Source organism: Adhaeribacter soli (genome assembly GCF_008727925.1).
GTDB lineage: Bacteria > Bacteroidota > Bacteroidia > Cytophagales > Hymenobacteraceae > Adhaeribacter_A > Adhaeribacter_A soli.
The window spans coordinates 371,820-394,491 of sequence record NZ_VTWT01000002.1 but is presented as its reverse complement, the minus strand read 5'-3'; the positions used below and the strand labels follow the sequence as shown (position 1 = coordinate 394,491).

Genomic DNA, 22,672 nt, shown 5'->3' with positions numbered 1-22,672 from the left:
GTGTTAATTTGTTAATGTGCTAATGAGGGATTTGAAAATTTGAAGATTTGGAGATGGGTAAATTAGAAAATCAGGGAATGTGAAAATTGGGAAATGAGGGGATCGGGAAAGTATGGGGTCGGCTGATGTAAAAGCGAAATGTCTGGATTTAGCAGAAAGCAAGTCCCCCTTTGGAGGGGGTAGGGGGAGGACAGGAGAATTATTTGAATTTTTAAAATCAGATAATGTGAAAATCCTCCCCCAGCCCTCCCTCCTTTGTCGGGACGGGCTCTCCAAAGGGGGGACACGCCGATTTGCCGGATGGCTGCTTAAATATTTTGCGCCTGCCCTTAACACCATGTAGCATGTTTTGCGGAAAGCAGTATCTTTGAGCTTTAACAATATCTGTTTAGTCCGAACTTATGAAAAAATATTTACTACCCTTCCTGTTCCTCATCCTTGCTTTGCCGGCTTTCTCCCAGTTTGTGCACCGGAGTACTTTACTTGGAACTGGTTTTACCAATACTGCTGCTCAAGGAATGGCATGCGCCATTTCCGCAGATGGCAATGTAGCTGTAGTTGGCGCCGAAGCTGATAGTTTAGGCAAAGGTGCAGCATGGGTATACACCCGAAATGGTCATCAGTGGAGTCAAATGGGTAAAAAGCTAATTCCAAATGATGCAGTTGGACAGTTTGTTTCTTTTGGTTCAAGCACCGCAATTTCTGCTGATGGGAACACTATTGCCATAGGTGGTTATTATGAAAATAGCCAGAAAGGGGCCACTTGGATTTTTGTGCGGAATGGAAACAGATGGGTACAGCAAGGTCCTAAATTGTTTGGAACTCAAGGTACAAATGCTAGTTGGCAAGGCGAATCAGTTGCTTTATCAGCTGATGGGAATATACTTTTAGTAGGTGGCAGTGAAGATAATGGAGGAAGAGGTGCAGCCTGGTTTTTTCAGCGTATTGGCACTAACTGGTCACAGCAAGGAAATAAAATAACTGTGAGCCCAAACAATGGGTCGTTACTTGGAGGTTCTGTAGCACTTTCTGCAGATGGGAATACTGCCTTAATTGGCGCTAGCTTAGAAGGAACAACCACAAATAAACAAGGTTATGGGTATTATTATAAACGAACTGGCAATACTTGGAATTTTGTCCAAAAGGTTACTGATGCTACAATAATAAATGGCAGAATAGGTGAAGGAGTCGCATTATCTGGAAATGGGCAAGTGGCAGTATTAGGTGCACCTTCTTACAATTCCAGAACAGGTTTAATAATTATCTATCGATATAACCAAACTAATCAACAGTGGGGGCAGGAATATATAATAAATCCAGTAGGGGCAACGGTAGATGCCCGATTTGGAAGAAAAGTTTCCCTTTCTAAAGGTGGTGATACTCTTGTGGTATCTGGTTATATTGATAATAATTGGGAAGGTGCAGTTTGGACCTATGTCAATAATAATGGAATATGGAGTCAATTAGGAAATAAAATCACCTCACCAATTAGTGGAGGAACCCAACCTCAATTCGGTCGCTCTGTAAGTCTTTCAGCTGATGGTAAGCTTTTACTAATTGGTCGGCCTAATGGAAGTGCCCAAGGAGCAGCCTTCATTTACAGCGACTCTTCTTTTGTAATGAGCACAAATAAAGAACTGCAGCCGGAACTAAGCCTTTACCCAAACCCGGTAAAAGATTTCCTGCAACTGCCTGCCGGCACTTCTTTCAGCCAAGTTACCGTTTCCGATCTCAGCGGCAAAGTTCTCCTTCAGCAAACCACTCCAACGCATCGCCTGGATTTGAGTACTTTTTCGGCCGGAATCTATATCGTTTCCCTGCAACAAAAAGATAAGGTGCGGCATGTAAAAATAGTGAAGGAGTAGGAAATTTGAAGATTTGTAAAAGCGTAAAATTGTAAATGCGGAAACGCTATCTAAAAGCATAAAAAAAAACCTGAAGCATGCTTCAGGTTTTTTTTTATTTGTCTGGCTTACCGGAATCTCCGGCTGCCGTTTACCTGGCCTTCGCCGGCGAACATGTGTTTTTTAGGGACTCTTTTTTTAGCGAAGGTTTTTTTGTACTTCTGTTCGCTGTACGTGATCTTGGCTTTTGGCTGGTTTTTATGTTTTCGTGGTTTGCTTCCCTCGTCGGCCTCCGCCAGCGTTAAGCTGAACATAAAGACCATTCCTAACAGTAACGTTTTCATAGTATTTACAAATTAAAATGTTGGGTATTCATGTAAAGCTGTAAACGTTCTGTTCATAATATTTTGCGTTTGGTTTAAGGTTCATATAGTTTTAAGTTAAGGGAGCAGTAAAACTCCTTTAACCGGCTATACGCAACCTTTTATCTGGCGGTAAACCAAACGGCAGAAAGCAAAGCGGATGTTTTTCGGGTGCTACATTTTTCTTGGAAAAAGTCTGTTTCAGGAAAGATAGGCGTTTGTTATTAACCCGTTGAGGGCTACTAATTTAAAGGTCGGAAAACCGGGGATGAAATTAATCGGTGTAGCGGTTCAGCCCGTTCACCCGTCCTTCGCCGATGAACATGTGGGTTTTCGGTTTGAATTTTTTCACCACGCTTCTTTGAATTTTCTTGTCTCCGCGGTACACAATTTTTTTCCGGGACTTGATATAGAATTTCTTGGTGCCTTCCCCGGAAAAGTTTCCGGAAAAATCCGGCAGGGTAAGCAAAATAGCCAGCGATAGTAATAAAGTTCTCATAGTAAGACAGGTATAAATGAAACAGACAATTGTGTCCCGAATTGGGATTTATACCGGAAGTGCAGGCTGAAAAAGAGTGGCTGTAAAAACCGAAGTTTTGCTATTTAATACGGGAAAGAATGGCTTTAGGAATATTTAATTGTATTATTGTAATAATAATTTAGGATATAGGTGGTTTTATTAGGGTAAAGGTTATTAATTCAATTGTTATCTGTTGAAAAGGTATAGGAACAGCGCGGTAAACCCTGTACTTTAGTACTGGTTTCTGAAAGCGGAACCTTGTACCTTTGTTTAATAGGTTTCTAAAGAAATTCCATGCGCGTTTTCCCGCTCCGAATCGTTTTACTTTCCCTGGTCCTAAGCCTGGCTACGGCCTGTCAGCGCACCTGGCACCCGCAACCCAAACTGCAGAAATCGCTGCTGGGCGTTTCCGATAAAATTGCCGCCGACCCGGCCGCCGAAAAAACGATCGCGCCTTACCGGCAACAGGTAACCAGCCGCATGGCCGAAGTAATTGGCGTGGCGCCGCAGCCTTTGGAGAAATTGCCGGTAGAATCGCCGGTCGGGAATTTTGTAGCCGACCTGCAGCGCACCCAGGCCGAGAAAATAACAGGTCGTCCGGTAGACATTGGCCTGATGACAAGCGGCGGCATCCGCACTCCTTTAAAACAAGGCAACCTGACCTTAGGCGATGTGTTCGAGCTGATGCCTTTCGAAAATGAACTGCTGGTGATAACCGTAACGAGTCCGGCCCTGCAGCAACTCCTGAATTATGCTACGCAACCGCACATTTACAAAGAAGCCGGCAAAGTAATTTCCACTTCCAACGTAACCTACAGCATTAAAAACAACCAGCCGCAGGAGGTCTTTATCGGCGGTCAGCCCTTAGATTCCATCAAAACCTACACCATAGCCTTATCCGATTACCTGGCCAACGGCGGCGACAACCTGGGCTTCCTGAAGAACCCGGTAAAAACCGAAAAAACCGGCGCTTTACTTCGTGATATAATTGTGAAAGAAATCCGCGAACTTACGGCGCAAGGCAAAGTGGTAGAAGCGAAGGTTGAAGGAAGAGTTAACGTGGTTAATGCAGCGGTTCCGCCAACTTCTCCTGCTGACTCGCCTTTGCCTAAAGAACGGAAGAAGTAGGATAATAGTTGAAAGGAAGGATTTCCGGGGATTCTCCCCTTGAGGGGAGTTAGAGGGGTGTTTACACCTGCTGATCCTTATCAGAAACGTCCTAACACACCTCCAGCTCCCCTCAAGGGGAGAGTGCCGTAGAATGCTTTAACTTTGGAAGCCGCAGCAGGTGTAAACCATCTGTCTAAACTTTAGGTAGCATGAAAAATCCGATCATCCCATATCGAAAAGATCTTCGGGCCAAAGCCAAGGAACTAAGAAATAATAGTACCTTATCTGAAATTCTTTTATGGAACGAGATTAAAAACCGACAGATAGATGGAGTTCAGTTTCACCGGCAAGTTCCGATGCTCGATTTCATTGTTGACTTTTATGCTCATGAATTGAAACTGGTTATTGAAATTGATGGTGATAGCCATAATGACAAAGCAGATTATGATTGTTTGAGGCAGGAAAAGTTAGAAGCGCATGGCATAAGATTTCTGCGTTTTGAAGATTTAGAGGTGAAGCGAAACATGCGGTGGGTTCTGGATGAAATCTGGAATCAGGTTCATGATTTGAAGAAATTGTTTACCTGAATATGGGCAACATCTTTACAAAAGCTTAAAAAGATATTTCACTCTTTATCGAGAGTCTCCCCTTAAGGGGATTATAGGGGTGTAAGCACTTTGATGATAAATCCGCAGATGTACACACCCCTCTAAATGCTCAAGGGGAGAATCCGCAAGAATGAACCGGCTTTGCCTTAAGGGAGAGTTTTTAAACTTGAGAAAAAAATTTAACTTAAAGTCGAACATTCGAACTACGAAAATTCTAACCTACAAACTACGAACCTACGAACATTCGAAAATTCGAACCTACGAAAATGAATAGAAGAGATTTCCTCCGCAATACGCTGTTGGGTGCCGCCGGTCTTGGTTTGCTTGGTCTGCCTTCCGTAGGCGAAGCCAAAGGCAAAACCAGGAAGCTGGTAATTCTGCACACCAACGACATGCACTCGCGCATCGATCCGTTTCCGAACGACGGGCGGAGCAACGGCGGCATGGGCGGCATGGCGCGGCGCGCGGCTTTGGTAAAGGAGATCCGTTCGAAAGAAAAGAATGTGCTGCTGCTCGATTCCGGCGATATTTTTCAGGGCACGCCTTACTTTAATTTCTTCGGCGGTGAACTGGAATACAAGCTCATGACCATGATGGGTTACGATGCGGCCACGTTCGGCAACCACGATTTCGACAACGGCTTGGAAGGTTTGCAAAAGCAATTGCCGCACGCAGGTTTTCCATTCCTTTCTGCCAATTACGACTTCAGCAATACCATTCTGAAAGATAAATTTCAGCCTTATAAAGTGTTTGAAAAAGACGGTCTGAAGATCGGTGTGTTCGGCCTGGGAATTGAACTGAAAGGGTTGGTAGCGGATAATATGATCGGCCAGACCGTTTACCTCGATCCGGTGAAAAAAGCGAAGGAAATAGTAAAGATCTTGCGGGAAGAACAGGAATGTAATCTGGTGATCTGCCTTTCGCACTTGGGTTATAAATACGAAACGGATAAAGTAGACGACCGGAAACTGGCCGCGCAGGTTGGCGGAATTGATCTGATCCTGGGCGGGCACACGCATACTTTTTTAGAGAAACCCGATACCATTATCAGCCCCGGCGGAAATGAAACGCTGATTAATCAGGTAGGCTGGGCCGGCATTAACCTGGGCCGCATCGACTTCGAATTCAGCCGCGACGGACGGAAAAATGGCTACGCAGCTGCCGTTCTGCCTGTAGATGAACGCACTGTAATAAGTTCGTGATCTAAAAATTTTTTCTTTAAAATTAATTGATCAAATTTGTAGTCCTTCGGCGAATTACGAAGGAGTTCCAATCAGAAGAAAGAAGACGCAGCGATGTTGATGGTAAAGGACGCTACTACCGTATGGGGTAATTGTTTGCAGGTGATCAGGGAGAGCATTGGGGAGCAGAGCTACAAAACGTGGTTCGAGCCCATTGTACCTACGTCGCTAGTTAACAACGTGCTTACCATTCAGGTGCCCAGTCAGTTCTTTTATGAATGGCTGGAAGAGCATTATGTAAGTTTGCTGAAGAAGGTGATCTTCCAGGAACTGGGCAGCGAAGGCCGCCTGGAGTATTCTATCATCGTAGACCGCGGAAACGCAGCCAACAAACCGCAAACCGTAAACCTGCCTACGAAGAAAATTCCGCAGGCCGTGGTAAATTCTTACCAGCCCGAGCAGCAGGTTATCCGCAATCCGTTCGAGTCGAAAACCATCGACCGCAACTATCTTAATTCCCAACTGAACCCGAGCTACGTTTTCGAAAACTACATCGAAGGCGACTGCAACCGTCTGGCCCGTTCGGCCGGTTATGCGGTGGCGAATAAGCCGGGCACCACTTCCTTTAACCCGCTGATGGTTTACGGTGGGGTAGGGCTTGGTAAAACGCATTTGGTGCAGGCAATCGGAAACCACATTAAGAGCCACGCGCCGGAAAAATTCGTGCTTTACGTTTCTTCCGAAAAGTTCGTGAACCAGTTCGTGGAATCGGTGAAAACGAACAGCATGCAGGACTTCGCCAACTTCTATTTGCTGGTAGATATCCTGATCATCGACGACGTACAATTCCTGAGCGGCAAGGAAAAAACCCAGGAAATGTTCTTCCACATTTTCAACCACCTGCACCAAAGCGGCAAGCAAATTATCATGACTTCCGATTGTCCGCCGCGCGACCTGAAAGGTCTGGAAGAACGTTTGCTTTCCCGTTTCAAATGGGGCTTAACCGCCGACCTGCAAAGTCCGGATTTCGAAACCCGGATGGCCATTATCCAGAAGAAGATGCAGAGCGACGGCATCGATATTCCGGAGAACGTAATCGAGTACCTTGCCTACAGCGTAGATACCAACGTGCGGGAACTGGAAGGCGTGCTTATTTCTTTAATTGCGCAGTCGAGTTTGAACCGGAAAGAGATTGACCTGGAGCTGGCCAAGAACGCGCTGAAGCACATTATTGAAGACGTAGAAACGGAAGTAAATCTCGATTTCATTCAGAAAACGGTTGCCGAATATTTCAACGTTACCTTAGATTCGCTGAAAGCCAAAACCAGGAAGAAGGAGATCGTTACCGCGCGCCAGGTGGCTATGTATTTTGCCAAAGAGTACACCAGTCATTCGCTCAAGTCTATCGGTTACCATTTCGGCGGCCGCGACCACAGTACGGTAATCCACTCGGTGCAAACCGTTTCGGATCTGATCGATACGGATAAGAAATTCAAGGCTTCTATTCAGGAATTGCAGAAGAAATTCAAATCGAAAAATTCGTAAGTTCGAATTTTCGATTGTTCGAATTTTCGTAGGTTCGACAAAATAAAAAACGCTATACTTTTCGGGTGGAAAGTATAGCGTTTTTGTTTATTGTCGCAATAACGTGGGGACAGGTCAAGCCCTGTCCGTACACGAGAATCTTCAAAGTCGCTTATCCTCAAATTTTAAAATTTCCAAATTCTGAAATCTTGTAAATCATAAAAATCCCAAAAATCATAGTTCAGACAAATTTACTGCGCCGGCACGGTGGTGTTCGGGAATAAAATGTCGATGATTTCGCGTGGCACCGTTTTAGGTTTTTCCTGCTCGTGTTTGCGCCAGTCGTATTGGGTGTCGTAGCCCTGGTCGCCGTACAAAATGAAGGCGCCGTCGGTTAAGGGGGCGTTGGGCGGAAGGCCGTTACGAACCGGGGCTGGCTGGTGTCCGGGCGGGCGGTTCGGGTACCAGATGCGGTAGTGGCCTGCCGGCGGATAATGGCCCGGTGGCACTTTTACGCTGTATGGTTTGCTGTGCGGGAATTTCTTAACGGCGCTTTTATCTTTCCCTTTAAATTTATTCTTGCCTTTTCCGTTGCCTTCCTTGCCGTTTTGTTTGGTTGCTTTGTAAGCTTCTTTCTGGGCCTTTTTTTCCTGGCCTTTTCCGTTTCCTTGCGCCATTGCCAGCGGGGAAGAGAGCAACAGCGCGCCGCCGGTAAAAGCGAGCAGCAGGTTTTTCGTAAGTGTTTTCATGGTGCGAAGTTTGGTGTTGCGTAAAAATTTATCTCCCTACGCAATAGACAAGCTTTATGCCATAAATCCTGAAAAAATAAATAAAAAAAAGGAGCCATCGCAAGATGGCTTCAGGACTTGAGCTTTAAAAAGGAAGAAGTAGCGTGATTAAAGCACTAAATGAATTTAGTCGAAAAGTTCGGAAAACAGTTTGGCGCCGCCGAAGAAAATGAACAGCCAGACCAGTCCTTTAATGAAGAAAAACATAAAACCGGCTAGTCCCAGCTTTTTCATGCGTTCTTTAAATTTCGACATGCTTTCCCCGCTTTCAATAGTTAATGGATCTGCCTGTAAAACGAAACTTAGGGCATCAAATTGTCCTGCAGCTCAAAACGGTGCCGCTCGGCCATAAGCTCCAGATTCTCTTTTACCAGGGCAATATTCTTTCTCCGTTTAATCGATTTAGTGTCCATATTTATTACCTCCCCGTTTTTCAGCGTAAAGCGAAGCAGGAACGGCAGGATCTGAACTTTAGCCACATCTTCGAACGCAATAACCAGCTTCGGCCGGAAATGGCCCTTTTTCTGAACAATGTAAGCCGGCGTAATTTCCAGGTAAGACTGCAAACCGAAAATAGAAGTGTTCTGGGCCAGGATGTAGACCAGGTAAAGCAGCGTGAGCGCCAGGAAAACATAATGGAGGAAGTTGCGGTCGTTGGTGGCGCTTTCGGTGAAAAGCATAAAACCTACATAAACCAGCCAGAAAAGCACCAGCGCCAGTTGTACGCTAAACGAAATGCGCGCATTTTTCATCGGACGAATTCCGACCCGCAGCAATGACCTCATATATTAAAACAGCCTGATTGAATTAAGACGCAAGGTAGGAAAAATTAACGGCAACTTTTATAAGTTGCCGTCTGGTTTTGTTTGATCATGGCTGAAGCATTCTTAATCTTCGTCGCGGAGCACAGCCGAAACGGTAATTTCCGGTCCTCCTGCCAGGGCTTTGCTTACCGGGCAATTGGCTTTTGCTTCCTGCACATGTTTTTGAAAATCGTTCTCTTCAATATCCTTGATTGCGGCTTCCGTTTTCAATTCTATGTGAGTAATGGTCGGGCCGTTTTCTCCCACGGTTAGCGTTACGTGCGCATCGGTCTGGATGTGCTTTGGTTTGTGGCCGTGCTTTTCTACCAGGCTGCTCAGGAACATGGAAAAGCAACCCGCCAGCGCCGCGCCGATCAGTTCTTCCGGGTTCGTTCCCGAAAGATCGTCTTCGAAGCGCGTGCGGTAAGAATAAGCCGCGTTCAGCGCCCCGGATTGTGAACTTACGTTTCCTTTGCCTTCTTTCAGGCCGCCGTGCCAGATGGCCGAGCCGGTGTGTTTTGCCATAGCTTTTATTTAAAATAATTGGTTGAAGAAATGAGTTTAATTTCAGGCAGTACGAATACTTTTTCCTTTCAGGCCATGTAGGACAGCTTGCCGCGTGGCTGAAAAAATAAAATTTACGTATCTGTTCCTGAAAGCTGTGCTTACGAAGTTAAGTGCCGGTGGTTTTGGTTAACCTTTTTCAATTTGTTAAATCCTTCCTTTCAGCAACTTCTTACTTTTTGAATTCCTATGAAACCGCTGTTGCTTTTAATTTTTGCCCTTCTGTTTTCGTGGCAGGTTTTTGGGCAATGTTCCGACCTGAAACCCATGTTCGGCGACAAGTGCGTGAAGTCCGCGTCTGTGCGGAGAGCAGACGCCCGTTTCATAAAAGCAGAAATAAAGCTTACCGGCAGTGCCGATTCAGCGGCCCGGAAATACGTTTTAATGGGCTGGCAGGAGTTCTTCCGCCAGGACCCGAAAACGGCCATGAAGCGCTTCAACCAAGCCTGGCTGCTCAACCCGAAAAGCCCGGACGTTTATTTTGCTTTCGGTCATTTAACCCGGTATGCCTTTGATAAAAATGCCGCCGAAGCCGTTAAATACTACCGCCTGGGCCGGGAGCGCGACCAGAACCGCCAAGCCGAACCCAAAAGCCTGGCCCGGTTGCTGCCCGTTCTGGAAAGACGAAACGACCCTGATGCCGTGATCGATGTAAGTACGCAACTGGTTCAGGGTTTTCCGGAATACGGCAAGGGACTTGGTTACAAACAAAGAGCCTATTATTACATTCAGGCCCAGCAATTCGACCGCTCCATAGACGACAGCAATAAAGCCCTGCAGCTCGATCCGACGAACCCCAGTATTTACCTGAACCGGGGTTATGCCTGGTCGTGGAAACGGGACCACCAGAAAGCCCTGGCCGATTTTAATAAAGCCATTGCCCTGGATCCGGGTTTTGCGCGCGCCTTTTCCAACCGGGCCATCCTGTACGCCGACTCGCTAAAGCAACCTGTTCAGGGCTTGGCCGATATTGATAAAGCCCTGACACTGGAGCCCAAAACCCTGGAATTCTACCGCATTAAAACCGACATCCTGTTTAAGCTTAACCGAAAACAAGAAGCCTGCACCTTCCTGAGAAACGCTATCGCCAAAGGCCAAAAAGGGCTGGAGCCCATGCTGAAAGCAAGATGCGGGAGGTAAGCGGATTTGAAGATTTGAAAATTTGGAGATTTGAAAATGAAGGTATGAGTAAATGTGAAGATGAGTAAATAGATAAATTTAGTTTACCCAACTCTACCCATTTCTTTTCTGTCATTCTGGAAGAATCTTGTGAATTTTGTGCATTGACTTATGCATTACCTACAGCAGGACAATCGAAGTAGTTAGAAGTAAATATGTCCGGTACTTATAAATGAGAAAACTCTAAACTACTTCAGGAACCGGAATTCCTATCATAATTTTCGTACAGGTGAATTACTCTGAATGCTTTCTATTGCTTAACGGAAATTGTGATCCCGTCTTAACCGAGCCGTGGGATTTGTAATCCCACTTTCTAAAAATTAACTTGACTATGTACTAGTTTGTACAGGTAAGTTCCTCTGAATACTTCCTAATAATTGAATAATCAGCCCCATCGTCAAATTGCCAAATTTCCCCATTCCTACATTCTCTCATTTTCAAATCTCCAAATCTTCAAATCTTCAAATTCCTCATTCTTCAAATCTTCAAATCTGCAAGTTCCCTCAAAAACAGTATCTTTACCATTCAAATAACTGCCGATGGGAATTAAAGCCGCTCTAAGTAAACCGCTTGCCGCCTACACGCACGCCCGCGACCAGCAATGGCTACAGCATCCGGAAAAAGCGCAACAGGCTATTTTTCAGCAGATCTTAAAGCAAGCCGCCGGTACCGTTTTCGGCAAAGACCATCAATTCTCAAAAATAAAATCGCACGCCGATTACGTTAAGGCTGTTCCCGTGCGCGACTACGAAGGCCTGAAACCGTATTTCGATCGGGTTAAGAAAGGCGAACCGGATATTCTCTGGTCCGGTAAACCAATCTATCTGGCCAAAACTTCCGGCACTACGTCGGGCACCAAATACATTCCCATTACCAAGGCCAGTATTCCGAACCACATCAACGGCGCCAAAAATGCCCTGCTTAGCTACATCCACGAAACCGGCAACAGCCAGTTCCTCGATGGTAAACTGATCTTTCTATCGGGAAGTCCGGTGCTGGAAGAAGTAGGCGGCATAAAAACCGGGCGCTTATCAGGCATTGTAAACCACCACGTGCCGGGTTATTTGCGCACCAATCAGATGCCAAGTTACCAGACCAATTGCATTGAAGACTGGGAAACGAAGCTCGACAAAGTGGTGGAAGAAACTCTGCCGCAGCGCATGACCCTGATCTCCGGCATTCCGCCCTGGGTCCAGATGTATTTCGATAAGCTTACAGCCAGAACCGGAAGACCCATTAAGGATATTTTTCCAGATTTTTCGCTTTTCGTTTACGGCGGCGTAAACTTCGAACCTTATAAAGCCAAGCTGTTCCAGAGCGTAGGAAAGAAAATAGACAGCATCGAAACGTTTCCGGCTTCCGAAGGCTTTTTTGCCTACCAGAATTCGCAGCACGATAACGGCCTTTTGCTTTTGCTCAACAGCGGCATTTTCTACGAATTCATCCCGGCCAGCGAATATTTCAACGAAAACCCGACCCGTTTAACCATTGGCGAAGTGGAGTTGGGTGTGAATTACGCGCTGGTACTAAGCAGCAACGCCGGTCTCTGGAGTTACTCCCTTGGCGACACCGTAAAATTCGTATCGAAAAACCCGTATAAAGTAATTGTAAGCGGTCGTATCAAGCATTTTATTTCCGCTTTCGGCGAACACGTAATTGGCGAAGAAGTAGAGAAAGCTCTCCGCGAAACCATGCGCCATTTCCCGGAAGTTTCCGTAGCCGAATTCACTGTAGCCCCAAAAATAAGCAGCACCGAAACCGAACCGTCGTACCACGAATGGCTCATCGAGTTTGCCAGCCAGCCAACGGATTTGAAAGCCTTCGAACAGGAACTGAACACCCAACTCTGCAAACTGAACAGCTACTACGACGACCTGATAAAAGGCAATATTCTGCAGAACCTGAAAGTTACCGCCTTACCCCCGGCAGCCTTTCAAAGTTACATGCAAAGCCAAGGCAAGCTCGGCGGCCAAAACAAAGTACCACGCCTAAGCAACGACCGGAATTTAGCAGAAGGTTTGCTGAAAGTTTGAACACGATTTTAAGGAAGGATGAGGAAAAGGATTTCGTCTGAACGGTGATTTTTTTGATTGTAGGGACAGGTCGCGACCTGTCCGCACGCATTCCTGATCACGCATTCCTGAATCAGAATTTTCAGAATTATAGAATTTTCAGAATTGGGGAAACGAAGTTCGGCGGAGCCAATTTTCAGAATTAATGAATTTGAAATTTCCGTGTACGGACAGGGCTTGACCTGTCCCCACGTTATTGCGAAAAAAATACGACAGGTAAAACAGGAGCGTTTTGAGCTGGAAAAGGCAACCACCCCCAACCCCTCCTTGGAAAGGAGGGGAGCTTGAGTTCCTGCTGAAGTCAGGCTTTGGGACTAAAACGCTACCATTTTAGAATAAAAAGTAACCTAAGAACCGCCGGAGTTAAAACTGGCAGCAAAAGAAGCGCCCCTCCTTACCAAGGAGGGGGTGGGGGTGGTTAATCTGCTACAAAGTGAAACCAGCCTGAAACAGTACCTAAATTTGAATAAGCATTGAAAAAAAGAATCGCCATACTCGGCTCCACCGGTTCCATCGGCACCCAGGCCCTGGAAGTAATAGAAGCCAATCCGGAAAGTTTTGAGCTGGAAGTATTAACGGCCAACCACAACGCCAAACTCCTCATCGCCCAAGCCTTAGCTTACAAACCCAACGCCGTAGTTATTGCAAACGAAGCGCTCTACGACGAAGTGTTTGATGCCCTGGACCCGCACGACATAAAAGTGTACGCCGGCGCCAACGCCCTGAACAGCATCGTGGAAATGGAAACTGTAGACCTGGTACTTACTGCTATGGTAGGTTATGCCGGTTTGCAGCCAACTATCCGGGCCATTCAGGCCGGTAAAACCATTGCTCTTGCTAACAAAGAAACCCTGGTGGTAGCCGGAGAACTCATTAGCAAACTGGCGCGCGAAAAAGGCGTGAACATTTATCCGGTAGATTCCGAGCACAGCGCCATTTTTCAGTGCCTGGCCGGCGAATTTCATAACCCGATCGAAAAGATCATTTTAACCGCTTCCGGTGGACCGTTCCGCGGCAAAGACAAAGCCTTTTTAGAAACCGTGACCAAAGCACAGGCTCTGAAACATCCGAACTGGAGCATGGGCGCCAAAATTACCATCGATTCGGCTTCGCTCATGAACAAAGGCCTGGAAGTGATCGAGGCGAAATGGTTGTTTGGTTTAAGACAGGATCAGATAGAAGTAGTGGTCCATCCGCAAAGCATTGTTCATTCCCTGGTGCAGTTCGAAGACGGAAGCATGAAAGCGCAAATGGGTTTGCCCGACATGAAACTGCCGATCCAGTACGCCATGGGGTACCCGAACAGACTAAAATCCGATTTCCCCCGTTTTGATTTCCGGAACTTCAGCCAGCTAACCTTCGAGCAACCCGATCTGGAAACCTTCCGCAACCTGCAGCTTGCTTACGATGCGCTTGCCAAAGGCGGAAATGCCCCTTGCGTACTGAATGCCGCCAACGAAATTGCGGTAGCCGCTTTCCTAAACGATGAGATCGGGTTTTTGCAGATGCCGGACCTTATTGAAAGCTGTCTGGCCAAAGTTGCGTATATTGCGCAGCCTTCGCTGGAAGACTACGTACAAACCGACGCCGAAACGCGCCGCCTGGCCGAAGAGTTTATTTAATGTGCTAATGTGCTGATGTGGTAATGTGCTAATGTGGCAAAATTTATTTTTCAATATGAAAGAGAATACCACATTACCGCAATGCCACATTTGCACATTAAAAATTTAAACCATTAGAACAGCACATTAGCAAATTAACACATTAGCACATTAATTAAATGGATGCATTGATCATGGCAGGCCAGCTTATTCTGGGCCTGACAATTTTAGTAGGATTACACGAACTCGGCCACATGCTAACCGCCAAATGGTTTGGCATGCGGGTCGAGAAATTTGCAATAGGATTTCCCCCGAAAGTAGTTAGCAAACAGATTGGCGAAACCGAGTACATGATCGGCGCTATTCCGTTAGGCGGCTTTGTGAAAATCTCCGGCATGATAGACGAATCGCTGGATACGGCCGCTTTATCGAAAGAACCGGAACCGTATGAATTCCGGGCCAAACCCGCCTGGCAGCGCCTCATCGTGATGATGGGCGGCATTATTGTGAACGTGATTACGGGTATTGTAATTTTTGCCGTAATTGCTTACAAATACGGCGAAAGCTACCTGCCTGCTTCCGAAGCGAAATACGGTATTGTGGCCAACGACCTGGGCAGGCATATGGGCTTCCAGACCGGCGACAAGATCGTGAAAATTAACGGTCAGCCTTTCCAGAACTTCGACGAAATTTACGACCAAGATGTGCTGCTTTCGCGCGGGGGGTATTACACCGTGGATAGAAACGGCCAGCAGATCGATATTCAGGTCCCGGTAGACCTGATGGATAAAATGGCCGATAAGAACGATGCCCGTTTTGTGGAAACCATCTTCCCGTTCGAAGTAGGCCAGGTAATTGCCCAGGAAAATGCTGCCAAAGCTGGCGTGAAAACCGGCGATAAATTTGTGAGTGTAAACGGCCAGCCAACGCCATATTTCCATAATTTTCAGGCAGCTTTAAAAGCCAATGCGGGTAAAAAAGTGCCGATGGTGGTAAACCGCAACGGTCAGGAAGTAACGCTTAACGTGCAGGTTGATTCCGATGGAAAGATCGGTTTTGCGCCGGTTCCTCTCCTGAAAATGGCTACCAAAGAATATACGGTATTAGAAGCCATTCCGGCCGGAACCAAACAGGCTTTCGGCATTGTAACGGCCAATATCAAAGGTTTCGGCAAGATCTTCCGCGGCGAAGTTTCCGCCTCCAAATCCCTGAGCGGCCCGATCGGCATTGCCAAGGTTTTCGGCGGTGAGTTTCAGTGGCTGAAGTTCTGGTCTATTGTGGGCATGCTTTCCATGGTACTGGCCTTCATGAACTTCCTGCCGATTCCGGCGCTGGACGGCGGCCACGTAATGTTCCTGACCTACGAAATGATCAGCGGCCGCAAGCCTTCCGACAAATTCCTGGAAAATGCCCAGAAAGTAGGGATGGTGCTGCTGTTAGGTTTAATGGCTTTCGCGATCTTCAACGACGTGTTCAAATTGTTCATGTAATTCAGGACGCCAAAATAAATTGCAAAGGCAGGAACGTACCCAGGTGCGTTCCTGTTTTTTTAGGCAAAACCCTACCGTTCCGGTAATAAAATGAAGGACATTGGTATCTGGATGTTAGTATCAAGACTAAAAATATCCAGGGCTTTATGATTCAGTAGAGTATATAATTGTATTTGCTTTCAGATTATGCGGTTATTTTAGTCTTGCTACTTAAATTGAAACAGAAGAAAATGAAATTCCGGCTTTACACCCTCATTGTTTTGGCTTTGCTAGGCATTGGTCTGAGAGCGGAAGCGCACCCATACCACGTAAGCATTGCGGAGGTAAGCTATAACCCGAAAAGCCAGGCGTTGGAAATAGCCATAAAAGTGTTTACCGACGATCTGGAAAAAACGCTATCGGATGCCGCCAAAAAGCCGGTTACCCTTCAGCAATCTCCGGATGTGAAAAGCCAACTAGCAGCTTATCTGAAGAAAACCTTTCAGGTGGAAATTAACGCGAAGCAGGTTCTGCCCCAGAAATTCTTAGGCTTTGAAACCGAAGATGATGCTCAATGGCTTTACCTTGAAATACCGGTGAAACCAGAGCAATTGAAACAACTTACCCTTCGCAACAAAGTGCTGTTCGAAACTTTCGAAGACCAGATGAACCTGATGAACGTTACCATGAACGGCCAGAAAAAAACGCTGCTCTTCAAACACAACGATTTCGTGCACGCGCTTCTGTAAGCTTTTGGGAAGTCAGAGTTTACAATTGTTGAAGTTTTCACCATAACCGTCAGGCTAAACTAATTTATTGCGTCATCCTGAGCATTCCTGAAACGAGAGACGAAAGGACCCAGCGTAGCTTCCGAGGTAACTATTGCATACCGAATCTGAACGGAAGGCATTTTTTGCTACGCTCAAATGCCATAGATGTATGAATAAGTTTTCTCGGCTTCGCTCGAAATGACGCAATTCCCCTATAGATAAGCCCGAAGTGAAAACGCTACCAAAAGCCAACAAAAAACCGCTGAAGCTTCTCAAATGCTTCAGCGGTTTTTTTTATGCGATCAACAATTTAACAATCAACAATTAAACAATTAAATTTAGTCCCAGCCTTTCATCTGTTCCTGATTTTCGGCTTCCGGTTTCAGGAGCTTGAATTCTACCCGTCGGTTAATTTTCATGTCTTCATCGGTTACCTCATCTTTCAGCGGCTCGGTGCTGCCGTAGCCAAAAGCTTCTACCCGCTCTTCCGGCATTTTGCCTTTCGTGATCAGGTACTTCTTAATCGAATCGGCCCGCTTTTGCGATAGTTCCATGTTCAAATCCGGGTCGCCGGAGCTGTCGGTGTGGCCGCCGATCTTTAAGCGGAAGGTCGGGTGGTCGGCCAGGAAGAGTACGATGCGGTCGAGGATCGGTTCCATGTCCTTTTTAATGGTAGCTTTCCCTTCGTCGAATTCGATGTTCTTGAAAATAAGCGGCAGTTTGTAATCGATCATCGTGGTCATGATCTTGAAAACCGTATCGGTAGCCAGGTCAAAAGTCTTTTCCACGGTAAAAAAGTCCGGGCTTTGAATGAGCATGGTATACCGGTTATTGTCGATCAGGTCAAAATCAAACGTACCGTCCGGGCGAATGTATTTCGACGCTACTTCCACGCCGTTGTCTAAGTCAATAATGGAAATAATACCCGTTAATGGCTGGTTGGAAACCGAGTCTGTCAGGATACCTTCGATGTGTGTAACGGCCAGCGGGTGCGCTTCCATGGGTAACGGGAACGAGTAAAGATCCAGGTTTTTAGGGTCTTTGGGCTCGGCTTTGGCGTAATACAGGTTCGTAGATTCGGCATCGATGCTGAAATAGTATTCGCTGCCTTTCCCGTTTACCAGCGGACCGATATTGCGCGGTTCCTGCCAGCGGCCGTTCACGCGGTAGGTCTTGTAAATGTCGAAATCGCCGAAGTTCAGCAACTGCCCGCGGGAACTGAAATAGAGTACCTGGTAAAGCGGGTGGAAGAAGGGGCTCACCTCGTTTTCGCGGGTATTTACCACCGGGCCTAAATTTTTGGCCGGTGCCCATTTTCCGTTTTTCAGTTTATGCGTGAAATAAATATCGGAAAGGCCGAAACCACCCAATCTATCGGAAGCAAAGTAAAGCGTATCCTCATTTTTGGAAAGCGTCGGTTGCGAATCCCAGCCCGGGCTGTTTACTTCCGGCCCCAGGTTTTTGATCTTGCCCCAGGTGCCGTCGGCGAGTAAATGCGCTACGTACAGGTCACAGTTACCGTGGCAATCCGGGCATTCGCAACGGGCAAAATAAAGCGTTTTGCCGTCGCGGCTCAAACAGGCCGAGCCTTCGTTCCAGATCGAGTTTATCGGCTTGCCAAAAGATTTCGCTTCTTCCCATTCACCGTCAACCATTTTAGAATAATACAGGTCTTCGTTCGGAACCGCATTCAGGCCGCGAAAAGTGCGTTTGGAGGTAAAGATCAGCTGGTCCTCGCTCGATCGTACGGCCGGTCCGTAATCTTCGGCTTTCGAGTTTATTTCCGAGCCCATGTTCACGTTAACCCCTTTGGGCGGCAGGAACTTGGCTACGTGCTTGCGGTATTCAACCAGTTTGTAGTAATAGTCGAGCGGTACGTAATAATCTTTTTCCTTCTGTTCCAGCGAATCGTAGTACAGCTGTACTTTTTTAACGTCGGTGCGGTGGTGTTTCAGTACCAGTTTGTAAAATGCCTTGGCTTTATCCAGCTGGCCGTTGCGTTCATAGAGCTGCCCCAGGCGCCAGAGCATGGGCGTATCTTTGTAAAAGTTCTCGATCCCGAAATTGGTCACGTAGGCTTCGAGCAGGGGCAGGGTTTTCTGCCAGTTTTTCCGGCGCTCCAGTTTGCGGATCTGGGCCAGCTTTTTTTTATCGTAGTAATACGGAATTTTATTCAGGTTCGGGAAATCGACGGCCACTTCGGCTTTAGGAGCCAGCTGGCGGGTAGAGTCGGACAGGAGCTTGCTTTTAAGCCGGACCTGTTTGGTTTTTTGTGCCAACGCCGGCTGGCATGCCAAAGCAGCCAGCAGAAGAAACACAGCCAGATAGAAGCGGAAAATCATATGATAACAAACGATTCCTTTTCTGGAAAACGTAAACAAATTTATAACTTATCTGCATAAAAACTAAATTAAAATGCAATTAACTTTGTTTAAACGAGAAGCAGAATCCGGAAAAACCGGGTGGTTACGCCTTTGCCGGAATTAATCTTGCCGATAACTTGGCATAGGTCTTGCGTTTTTAGTAATTTCCGCAAAAAGTAACCGTTCTGTAAGCATATACCTGTCATTTTGACACTGGTTTTAACCTACTATGATAAATAACACATCTAATTTTCTTCATCAGTTGTTGTTGCAAGACCTTTCCGACGACGACGGGGGAGAATTAATTTCTATAGTTGCCACCCCCGAAGACGAAGAGCTGAGCAAGCTTAAAAAGCCGGCTTCGTTGCCGATCCTGCCGATCCGCAATACCGTTTTGTTTCCGGGCGTGGTTTTGCCTATTACCGTAAGCCGGAAAAAATCGATCCGGCTGGTGCGCAAAGCCTACCGCGGCGATAAAATTGTAGGCGTAGTGGCCCAGAAAAACACGGCTGCCGACGATCCTACTTCCGAAGACCTGTTCCAGGTGGGTACCATGGCCAAGATCCTGAAAATGCTCGTGCTGCCAGACGGCAATACGACTATCATCATTCAGGGCCAGAGCCGGTTCAAGATCGAAAAAGTGCTGCAGGAAGTTCCGTTTTTAACGGCGCAGGTTTCGCATTGTAAAGAAGATTTCCCGAACAAGAACAGCCGTGAGGTAAAAGCGCTGGTACAAAGTCTGAAAGATGCGGCCGCCAAAATGCTGAAGCTGAACCCGGAAATTCCGCAGGAAGCCCAGATCGCGCTGGATAATATCGACAGCCCGGGTTTCCTGACGCATTTCCTGTCTTCGAACATAAACGTGGAAGTGGCCCAGAAGCAGAAGCTCCTCGAAATCAACGATGGCGTGGAGCGCGGTACCACTTTGCTCGAACTGATGATGAAGGAAATTCAGCTGCTTGAGATCAAACAGGAAATTCAGACCAAAGTACATACCGATATCGACCAGCAGCAGCGCGATTATTTCCTGCGCCAGCAGATAAAAGTGCTGCAGGATGAACTCGGTTTCGATGGTCCGGATCAGGAAATCGAGAAGTTACGCGCTGCCGCGGCCAAAAAGAAATGGCCGGAAGCCGTTGCAAAGCATTTCAACAAAGAACTCGACAAATTGGGCCGCATCAATCCACAGGCTGCCGAGTACCCGATTGCGCTGAACTATTGCGAATTCCTGATCGAGTTGCCGTGGGGCGAATACACGAAGGATAATTTCAACCTGAAGCGGGCCAAGAAAATTCTGGATACCGACCATTACGGTTTGGAGAAAGTGAAAGACCGGATTATTGAATACCTGGCGGTGCTGAAGCTGAAAAACGACCTGAAAGCGCCGATTTTGTGCTTGTTCGGTCCTCCGGGCGTGGGTAAAACTTCGCTGGGGCGTTCTATTGCCAAATCGCTGGGCCGGAAATACATCCGCATGAGCTTAGGCGGCGTGCGCGACGAAGCCGAGATCCGCGGTCACCGGAAAACCTATGTAGGCGCGATGCCGGGCAAGATCATCAACCAGATCAAAAAGTCTGGCTCATCCAACCCCGTAATTATTCTGGATGAGATCGATAAGGTAAGTTCCGATTTCCGTGGCGACCCGTCTTCTGCCTTGCTGGAGGTTCTGGACCCGGAACAGAACAGCACGTTCGTGGACAATTACCTGGAAGTGGAATACGACCTTTCCAAAGTGCTTTTCATTGCTACCGCGAACGCATTAGATACCATTCAGCCTGCTTTGCGCGACCGGATGGAGATCATTGATATTACCGGTTACACGCTGGAAGAAAAGACTGAAATTGCTAAACGTCACCTGGTGCCAAAGCAAAAATCAGAGCATGGTCTGGAGGAAAAAGACGTAAAAATCACTACCTCCGCGCTACAAAAAGTGATCGACGATTATACCCGCGAATCCGGCGTAAGAAGTCTGGAACGCAAGATCGGCGCGCTGGTACGGAACATTGCCAAGGCGAAGGCTATGGAAGATGAATATAACCATACCCTGGATGCGAAAGATGTGGTGAAGATCCTTGGGCCGGAACCGTTCGATAAGGAAATTTATCAGGAAAGCGATACCGCCGGGGTAGTTACCGGCTTGGCCTGGACTTCTGTGGGCGGCGATATTTTGTTCATCGAATCGATCCTGAGCCGGGGCAAAGGCAAGCTTACGCTTTCCGGCCAGCTGGGCGACGTGATGAAAGAATCGGCTATTACGGCCCTTTCTTACCTGAAAGCGCACGCCGAACTGCTGGACATCGACTACCGTTTGTTCGACCAGTACGACCTGCACATTCACTTCCCGGAAGGCGCCGTTCCGAAAGACGGTCCTTCGGCGGGTATAGCTATTTTCACCTCCATTGCCTCTATTTTCACGCAACGTAAAGTGCGGCCGAAAATGGCGATGACGGGTGAAATTACGCTTCGCGGAAAAGTGCTTCCGGTGGGCGGCATCAAGGAGAAAATTCTGGCAGCCAAACGCGCCGGTATTACCGATATTATTCTGTGCACCAAAAACAGAAAGGATATTTCCGAGATCCCGGCCGTGTACCTGAAAGATGTGCGCATCCATTACGTAGATTCGGTAGACGATGTAATTCAGTTTGCGTTGCTTCCGGAGCAGGTTAAAAAGCCGCTGAAACTTGAATTAACGAAAGAAGCGTCTTTGGCCGGCGCGTTGGAACAATAAAACCGGATTTCGTGCGTGTAGCATTTGGCAGGTAGCCTTTTATTTGGTGTTTTATGCGGAAGATCTTTTACGCCTTTTGTACTTTTTTTGCCCTCAGCCATACGGTTTCTGCCCAGATCGGCGGTCAGCGGAGCTTTGGTTTCCTGAACCTGCCGGTCGGGGCAAAAACGGCCGGCCTGGGGGGGATAAACGTATCCTCGCGGAGCCACGACGTAAACATGCTGTATTCAAATCCGGCCTTACTGAACCCGGAATCGGATTACCAGCTTTCCTTTACGCATACCGGCTTCCTGAGCGACATCAAGCAAAACGGCCTTACCTTCAGCTTACCGAATAAAAAAGGGGCGCACTGGGCAGCCGGCATTCAGTACGTGAACTACGGCGACTTTGTACAGCGCGATGCCACCGGGCAGGAGCAGGGCACTTTTTCGGTGGCCGACTATACCGTAAACCTGACACACGCACAATCCATCGACCATTTCACCCTGGGCGCTACCGCGAAGCTGGGCGTTTCCCGCATTGCGGAGTACAAAGCGGTAGGGGCACTGGTAGATGTGGGCGGTATTTTTCAGCATCCGGAGCAGGATTTTACGGTTGGCCTGGCCCTGAAGAATATCGGTTATCAGCTGAAAACCTATAACGGAAACCGCGAACCAATGCCTTTCGATGCGCAAGTTGGGATGAGCTATAAACTGGCGCACATGCCGCTGAAATTCTCCCTTACCGCGCACCACCTGCATAAATTCGATATTGTTTACCTCGATACCACGGCAACCGGCAAGCTCGATGAATTCAACAAGGAAATTAAACCGAAGAAGACGTTTGGCGACAAGTTAGCGCGACATTTTGTAGTGGGCGGCGAATTTATTCTGAGCAAAAACTTTAACCTCCGCTTTGGGTATAACCACCTGCAGCGCCGCGAACTGCGCACCGAAACCAAAGCCGGCGGCGCCGGAATGTCGTTCGGGGCCATGATCCGGATCAAGAAATTCGAACTGGATTATACCCGGGCTTATTACCACGTTTCGGGCGCCAGTAATTATTTTACCGTAAGTACCACGCTGGAAGGTTTGCTGAAGAAGAAAAATAAAAGCAGCGAACGTCCGGCCCCTGACTTTAACAAATAAATAGCTTAATTGTTAATTGCTGATTGTTAATTGATTAATTAATTATGAATCGGGTTTTA

Annotated in this window: 19 protein-coding genes; 12 read left to right on the top strand and 7 right to left on the bottom strand. The window is 47.2% G+C overall.

Annotation, left to right across the window (positions count from 1 at the left end):
* Nucleotides 1-401 precede the first annotated feature (401 nt).
* Nucleotides 402-1,865 carry a T9SS type A sorting domain-containing protein gene (locus tag F0P94_RS05090; RefSeq protein WP_150902732.1) on the top strand — a complete coding sequence of 488 codons (1,464 nt, stop codon included), beginning with the start codon at nucleotides 402-404 and terminating at the stop codon, nucleotides 1,863-1,865.
* Nucleotides 1,866-1,972: 107 nt separating this feature from the next.
* On the opposite strand, the gene F0P94_RS05085 is transcribed toward F0P94_RS05090, so the two are convergent.
* Both F0P94_RS05085 and F0P94_RS05080 read right to left on the bottom strand, forming a co-directional pair.
* Complete coding sequence (locus F0P94_RS05085) at nucleotides 1,973-2,188, bottom strand: hypothetical protein (RefSeq protein ID WP_150902731.1); 216 nt, start codon at nucleotides 2,186-2,188, stop codon at nucleotides 1,973-1,975.
* 292 nt (nucleotides 2,189-2,480) lie between these two features.
* A complete protein-coding gene (locus F0P94_RS05080; protein WP_150902730.1) occupies nucleotides 2,481-2,705 on the bottom strand; it encodes a hypothetical protein in 225 nt (74 codons plus the stop codon).
* 315 nt (nucleotides 2,706-3,020) lie between these two features.
* Here F0P94_RS05080 and F0P94_RS05075 point away from each other — a divergent pair, with 315 nt between their 5' ends.
* The 4 genes from F0P94_RS05075 to dnaA all read left to right on the top strand — a co-directional run bounded on the left by F0P94_RS05075 (nucleotide 3,021) and on the right by dnaA (nucleotide 7,170).
* The gene (locus tag F0P94_RS05075) at nucleotides 3,021-3,854 is read left to right on the top strand and encodes a 5'-nucleotidase C-terminal domain-containing protein (protein WP_150902729.1); all 834 of its coding nucleotides are present in this window, start codon (nucleotides 3,021-3,023) and stop codon (nucleotides 3,852-3,854) included.
* A gap of 191 nt (nucleotides 3,855-4,045) precedes the next feature.
* Nucleotides 4,046-4,423, top strand: a complete 378-nt coding sequence (locus F0P94_RS05070) for an endonuclease domain-containing protein (protein ID WP_150902728.1) — start codon at nucleotides 4,046-4,048, stop codon at nucleotides 4,421-4,423.
* A gap of 287 nt (nucleotides 4,424-4,710) precedes the next feature.
* Nucleotides 4,711-5,646 carry a bifunctional metallophosphatase/5'-nucleotidase gene (locus F0P94_RS05065; protein ID WP_150902727.1) on the top strand — a complete coding sequence of 312 codons (936 nt, stop codon included), beginning with the start codon at nucleotides 4,711-4,713 and terminating at the stop codon, nucleotides 5,644-5,646.
* A 99-nt stretch (nucleotides 5,647-5,745) separates the two neighbouring features.
* Nucleotides 5,746-7,170: a chromosomal replication initiator protein DnaA gene (gene dnaA / locus F0P94_RS05060; RefSeq protein ID WP_225307134.1), complete on the top strand. Its 1,425-nt coding sequence runs from the start codon at nucleotides 5,746-5,748 to the stop codon at nucleotides 7,168-7,170.
* A gap of 230 nt (nucleotides 7,171-7,400) precedes the next feature.
* Here the strand turns inward: dnaA and F0P94_RS05055 are convergent, their stop codons facing one another.
* The 4 genes from F0P94_RS05055 to F0P94_RS05045 all read right to left on the bottom strand — a co-directional run bounded on the left by F0P94_RS05055 (nucleotide 7,401) and on the right by F0P94_RS05045 (nucleotide 9,265).
* Nucleotides 7,401-7,898, bottom strand: a complete 498-nt coding sequence (locus tag F0P94_RS05055) for a hypothetical protein (protein WP_150902725.1) — start codon at nucleotides 7,896-7,898, stop codon at nucleotides 7,401-7,403.
* Nucleotides 7,899-8,063: 165 nt separating this feature from the next.
* Nucleotides 8,064-8,192: a hypothetical protein gene (locus tag F0P94_RS19955; RefSeq protein WP_262714324.1), complete on the bottom strand. Its 129-nt coding sequence runs from the start codon at nucleotides 8,190-8,192 to the stop codon at nucleotides 8,064-8,066.
* A gap of 47 nt (nucleotides 8,193-8,239) precedes the next feature.
* The gene (locus tag F0P94_RS05050) at nucleotides 8,240-8,722 is read right to left on the bottom strand and encodes a hypothetical protein (protein ID WP_150902724.1); all 483 of its coding nucleotides are present in this window, start codon (nucleotides 8,720-8,722) and stop codon (nucleotides 8,240-8,242) included.
* 102 nt (nucleotides 8,723-8,824) lie between these two features.
* A complete protein-coding gene (locus F0P94_RS05045) occupies nucleotides 8,825-9,265 on the bottom strand; it encodes an OsmC family peroxiredoxin (RefSeq protein ID WP_150902723.1) in 441 nt (146 codons plus the stop codon).
* Between the two features lie 228 nt (nucleotides 9,266-9,493).
* Between F0P94_RS05045 and F0P94_RS05040 the strand changes: the two genes are divergently transcribed.
* From F0P94_RS05040 to F0P94_RS05020, 5 genes are all read left to right on the top strand, one after another.
* Nucleotides 9,494-10,444: a tetratricopeptide repeat protein gene (locus F0P94_RS05040; RefSeq protein WP_150902722.1), complete on the top strand. Its 951-nt coding sequence runs from the start codon at nucleotides 9,494-9,496 to the stop codon at nucleotides 10,442-10,444.
* Nucleotides 10,445-11,022: 578 nt separating this feature from the next.
* On the top strand, nucleotides 11,023-12,516 hold the full coding sequence (locus F0P94_RS05035) for a GH3 auxin-responsive promoter family protein (RefSeq protein ID WP_150902721.1): 1,494 nt from the start codon (nucleotides 11,023-11,025) through the stop codon (nucleotides 12,514-12,516).
* Between the two features lie 512 nt (nucleotides 12,517-13,028).
* A complete protein-coding gene (locus F0P94_RS05030) occupies nucleotides 13,029-14,177 on the top strand; it encodes a 1-deoxy-D-xylulose-5-phosphate reductoisomerase (protein ID WP_150902720.1) in 1,149 nt (382 codons plus the stop codon).
* Between the two features lie 158 nt (nucleotides 14,178-14,335).
* Nucleotides 14,336-15,646 (top strand): RIP metalloprotease RseP, encoded by a 1,311-nt coding sequence (rseP, locus tag F0P94_RS05025; protein WP_150902719.1) that lies wholly within the window; start codon nucleotides 14,336-14,338, stop codon nucleotides 15,644-15,646.
* A 230-nt stretch (nucleotides 15,647-15,876) separates the two neighbouring features.
* Nucleotides 15,877-16,374 (top strand): DUF6702 family protein, encoded by a 498-nt coding sequence (locus tag F0P94_RS05020; RefSeq protein ID WP_150902718.1) that lies wholly within the window; start codon nucleotides 15,877-15,879, stop codon nucleotides 16,372-16,374.
* Nucleotides 16,375-16,733: 359 nt separating this feature from the next.
* On the opposite strand, the gene F0P94_RS05015 is transcribed toward F0P94_RS05020, so the two are convergent.
* Nucleotides 16,734-18,737 carry an OmpA family protein gene (locus F0P94_RS05015; RefSeq protein ID WP_150902717.1) on the bottom strand — a complete coding sequence of 668 codons (2,004 nt, stop codon included), beginning with the start codon at nucleotides 18,735-18,737 and terminating at the stop codon, nucleotides 16,734-16,736.
* 250 nt (nucleotides 18,738-18,987) lie between these two features.
* Here F0P94_RS05015 and lon point away from each other — a divergent pair, with 250 nt between their 5' ends.
* Together lon and porQ are read left to right on the top strand one after the other, a co-directional pair.
* A complete protein-coding gene (gene lon / locus F0P94_RS05010; protein WP_150902716.1) occupies nucleotides 18,988-21,486 on the top strand; it encodes an endopeptidase La in 2,499 nt (832 codons plus the stop codon).
* A gap of 53 nt (nucleotides 21,487-21,539) precedes the next feature.
* Nucleotides 21,540-22,613, top strand: a complete 1,074-nt coding sequence (porQ, locus tag F0P94_RS05005) for a type IX secretion system protein PorQ (RefSeq protein ID WP_150902715.1) — start codon at nucleotides 21,540-21,542, stop codon at nucleotides 22,611-22,613.
* Nucleotides 22,614-22,672: the final 59 nt, after the last annotated feature.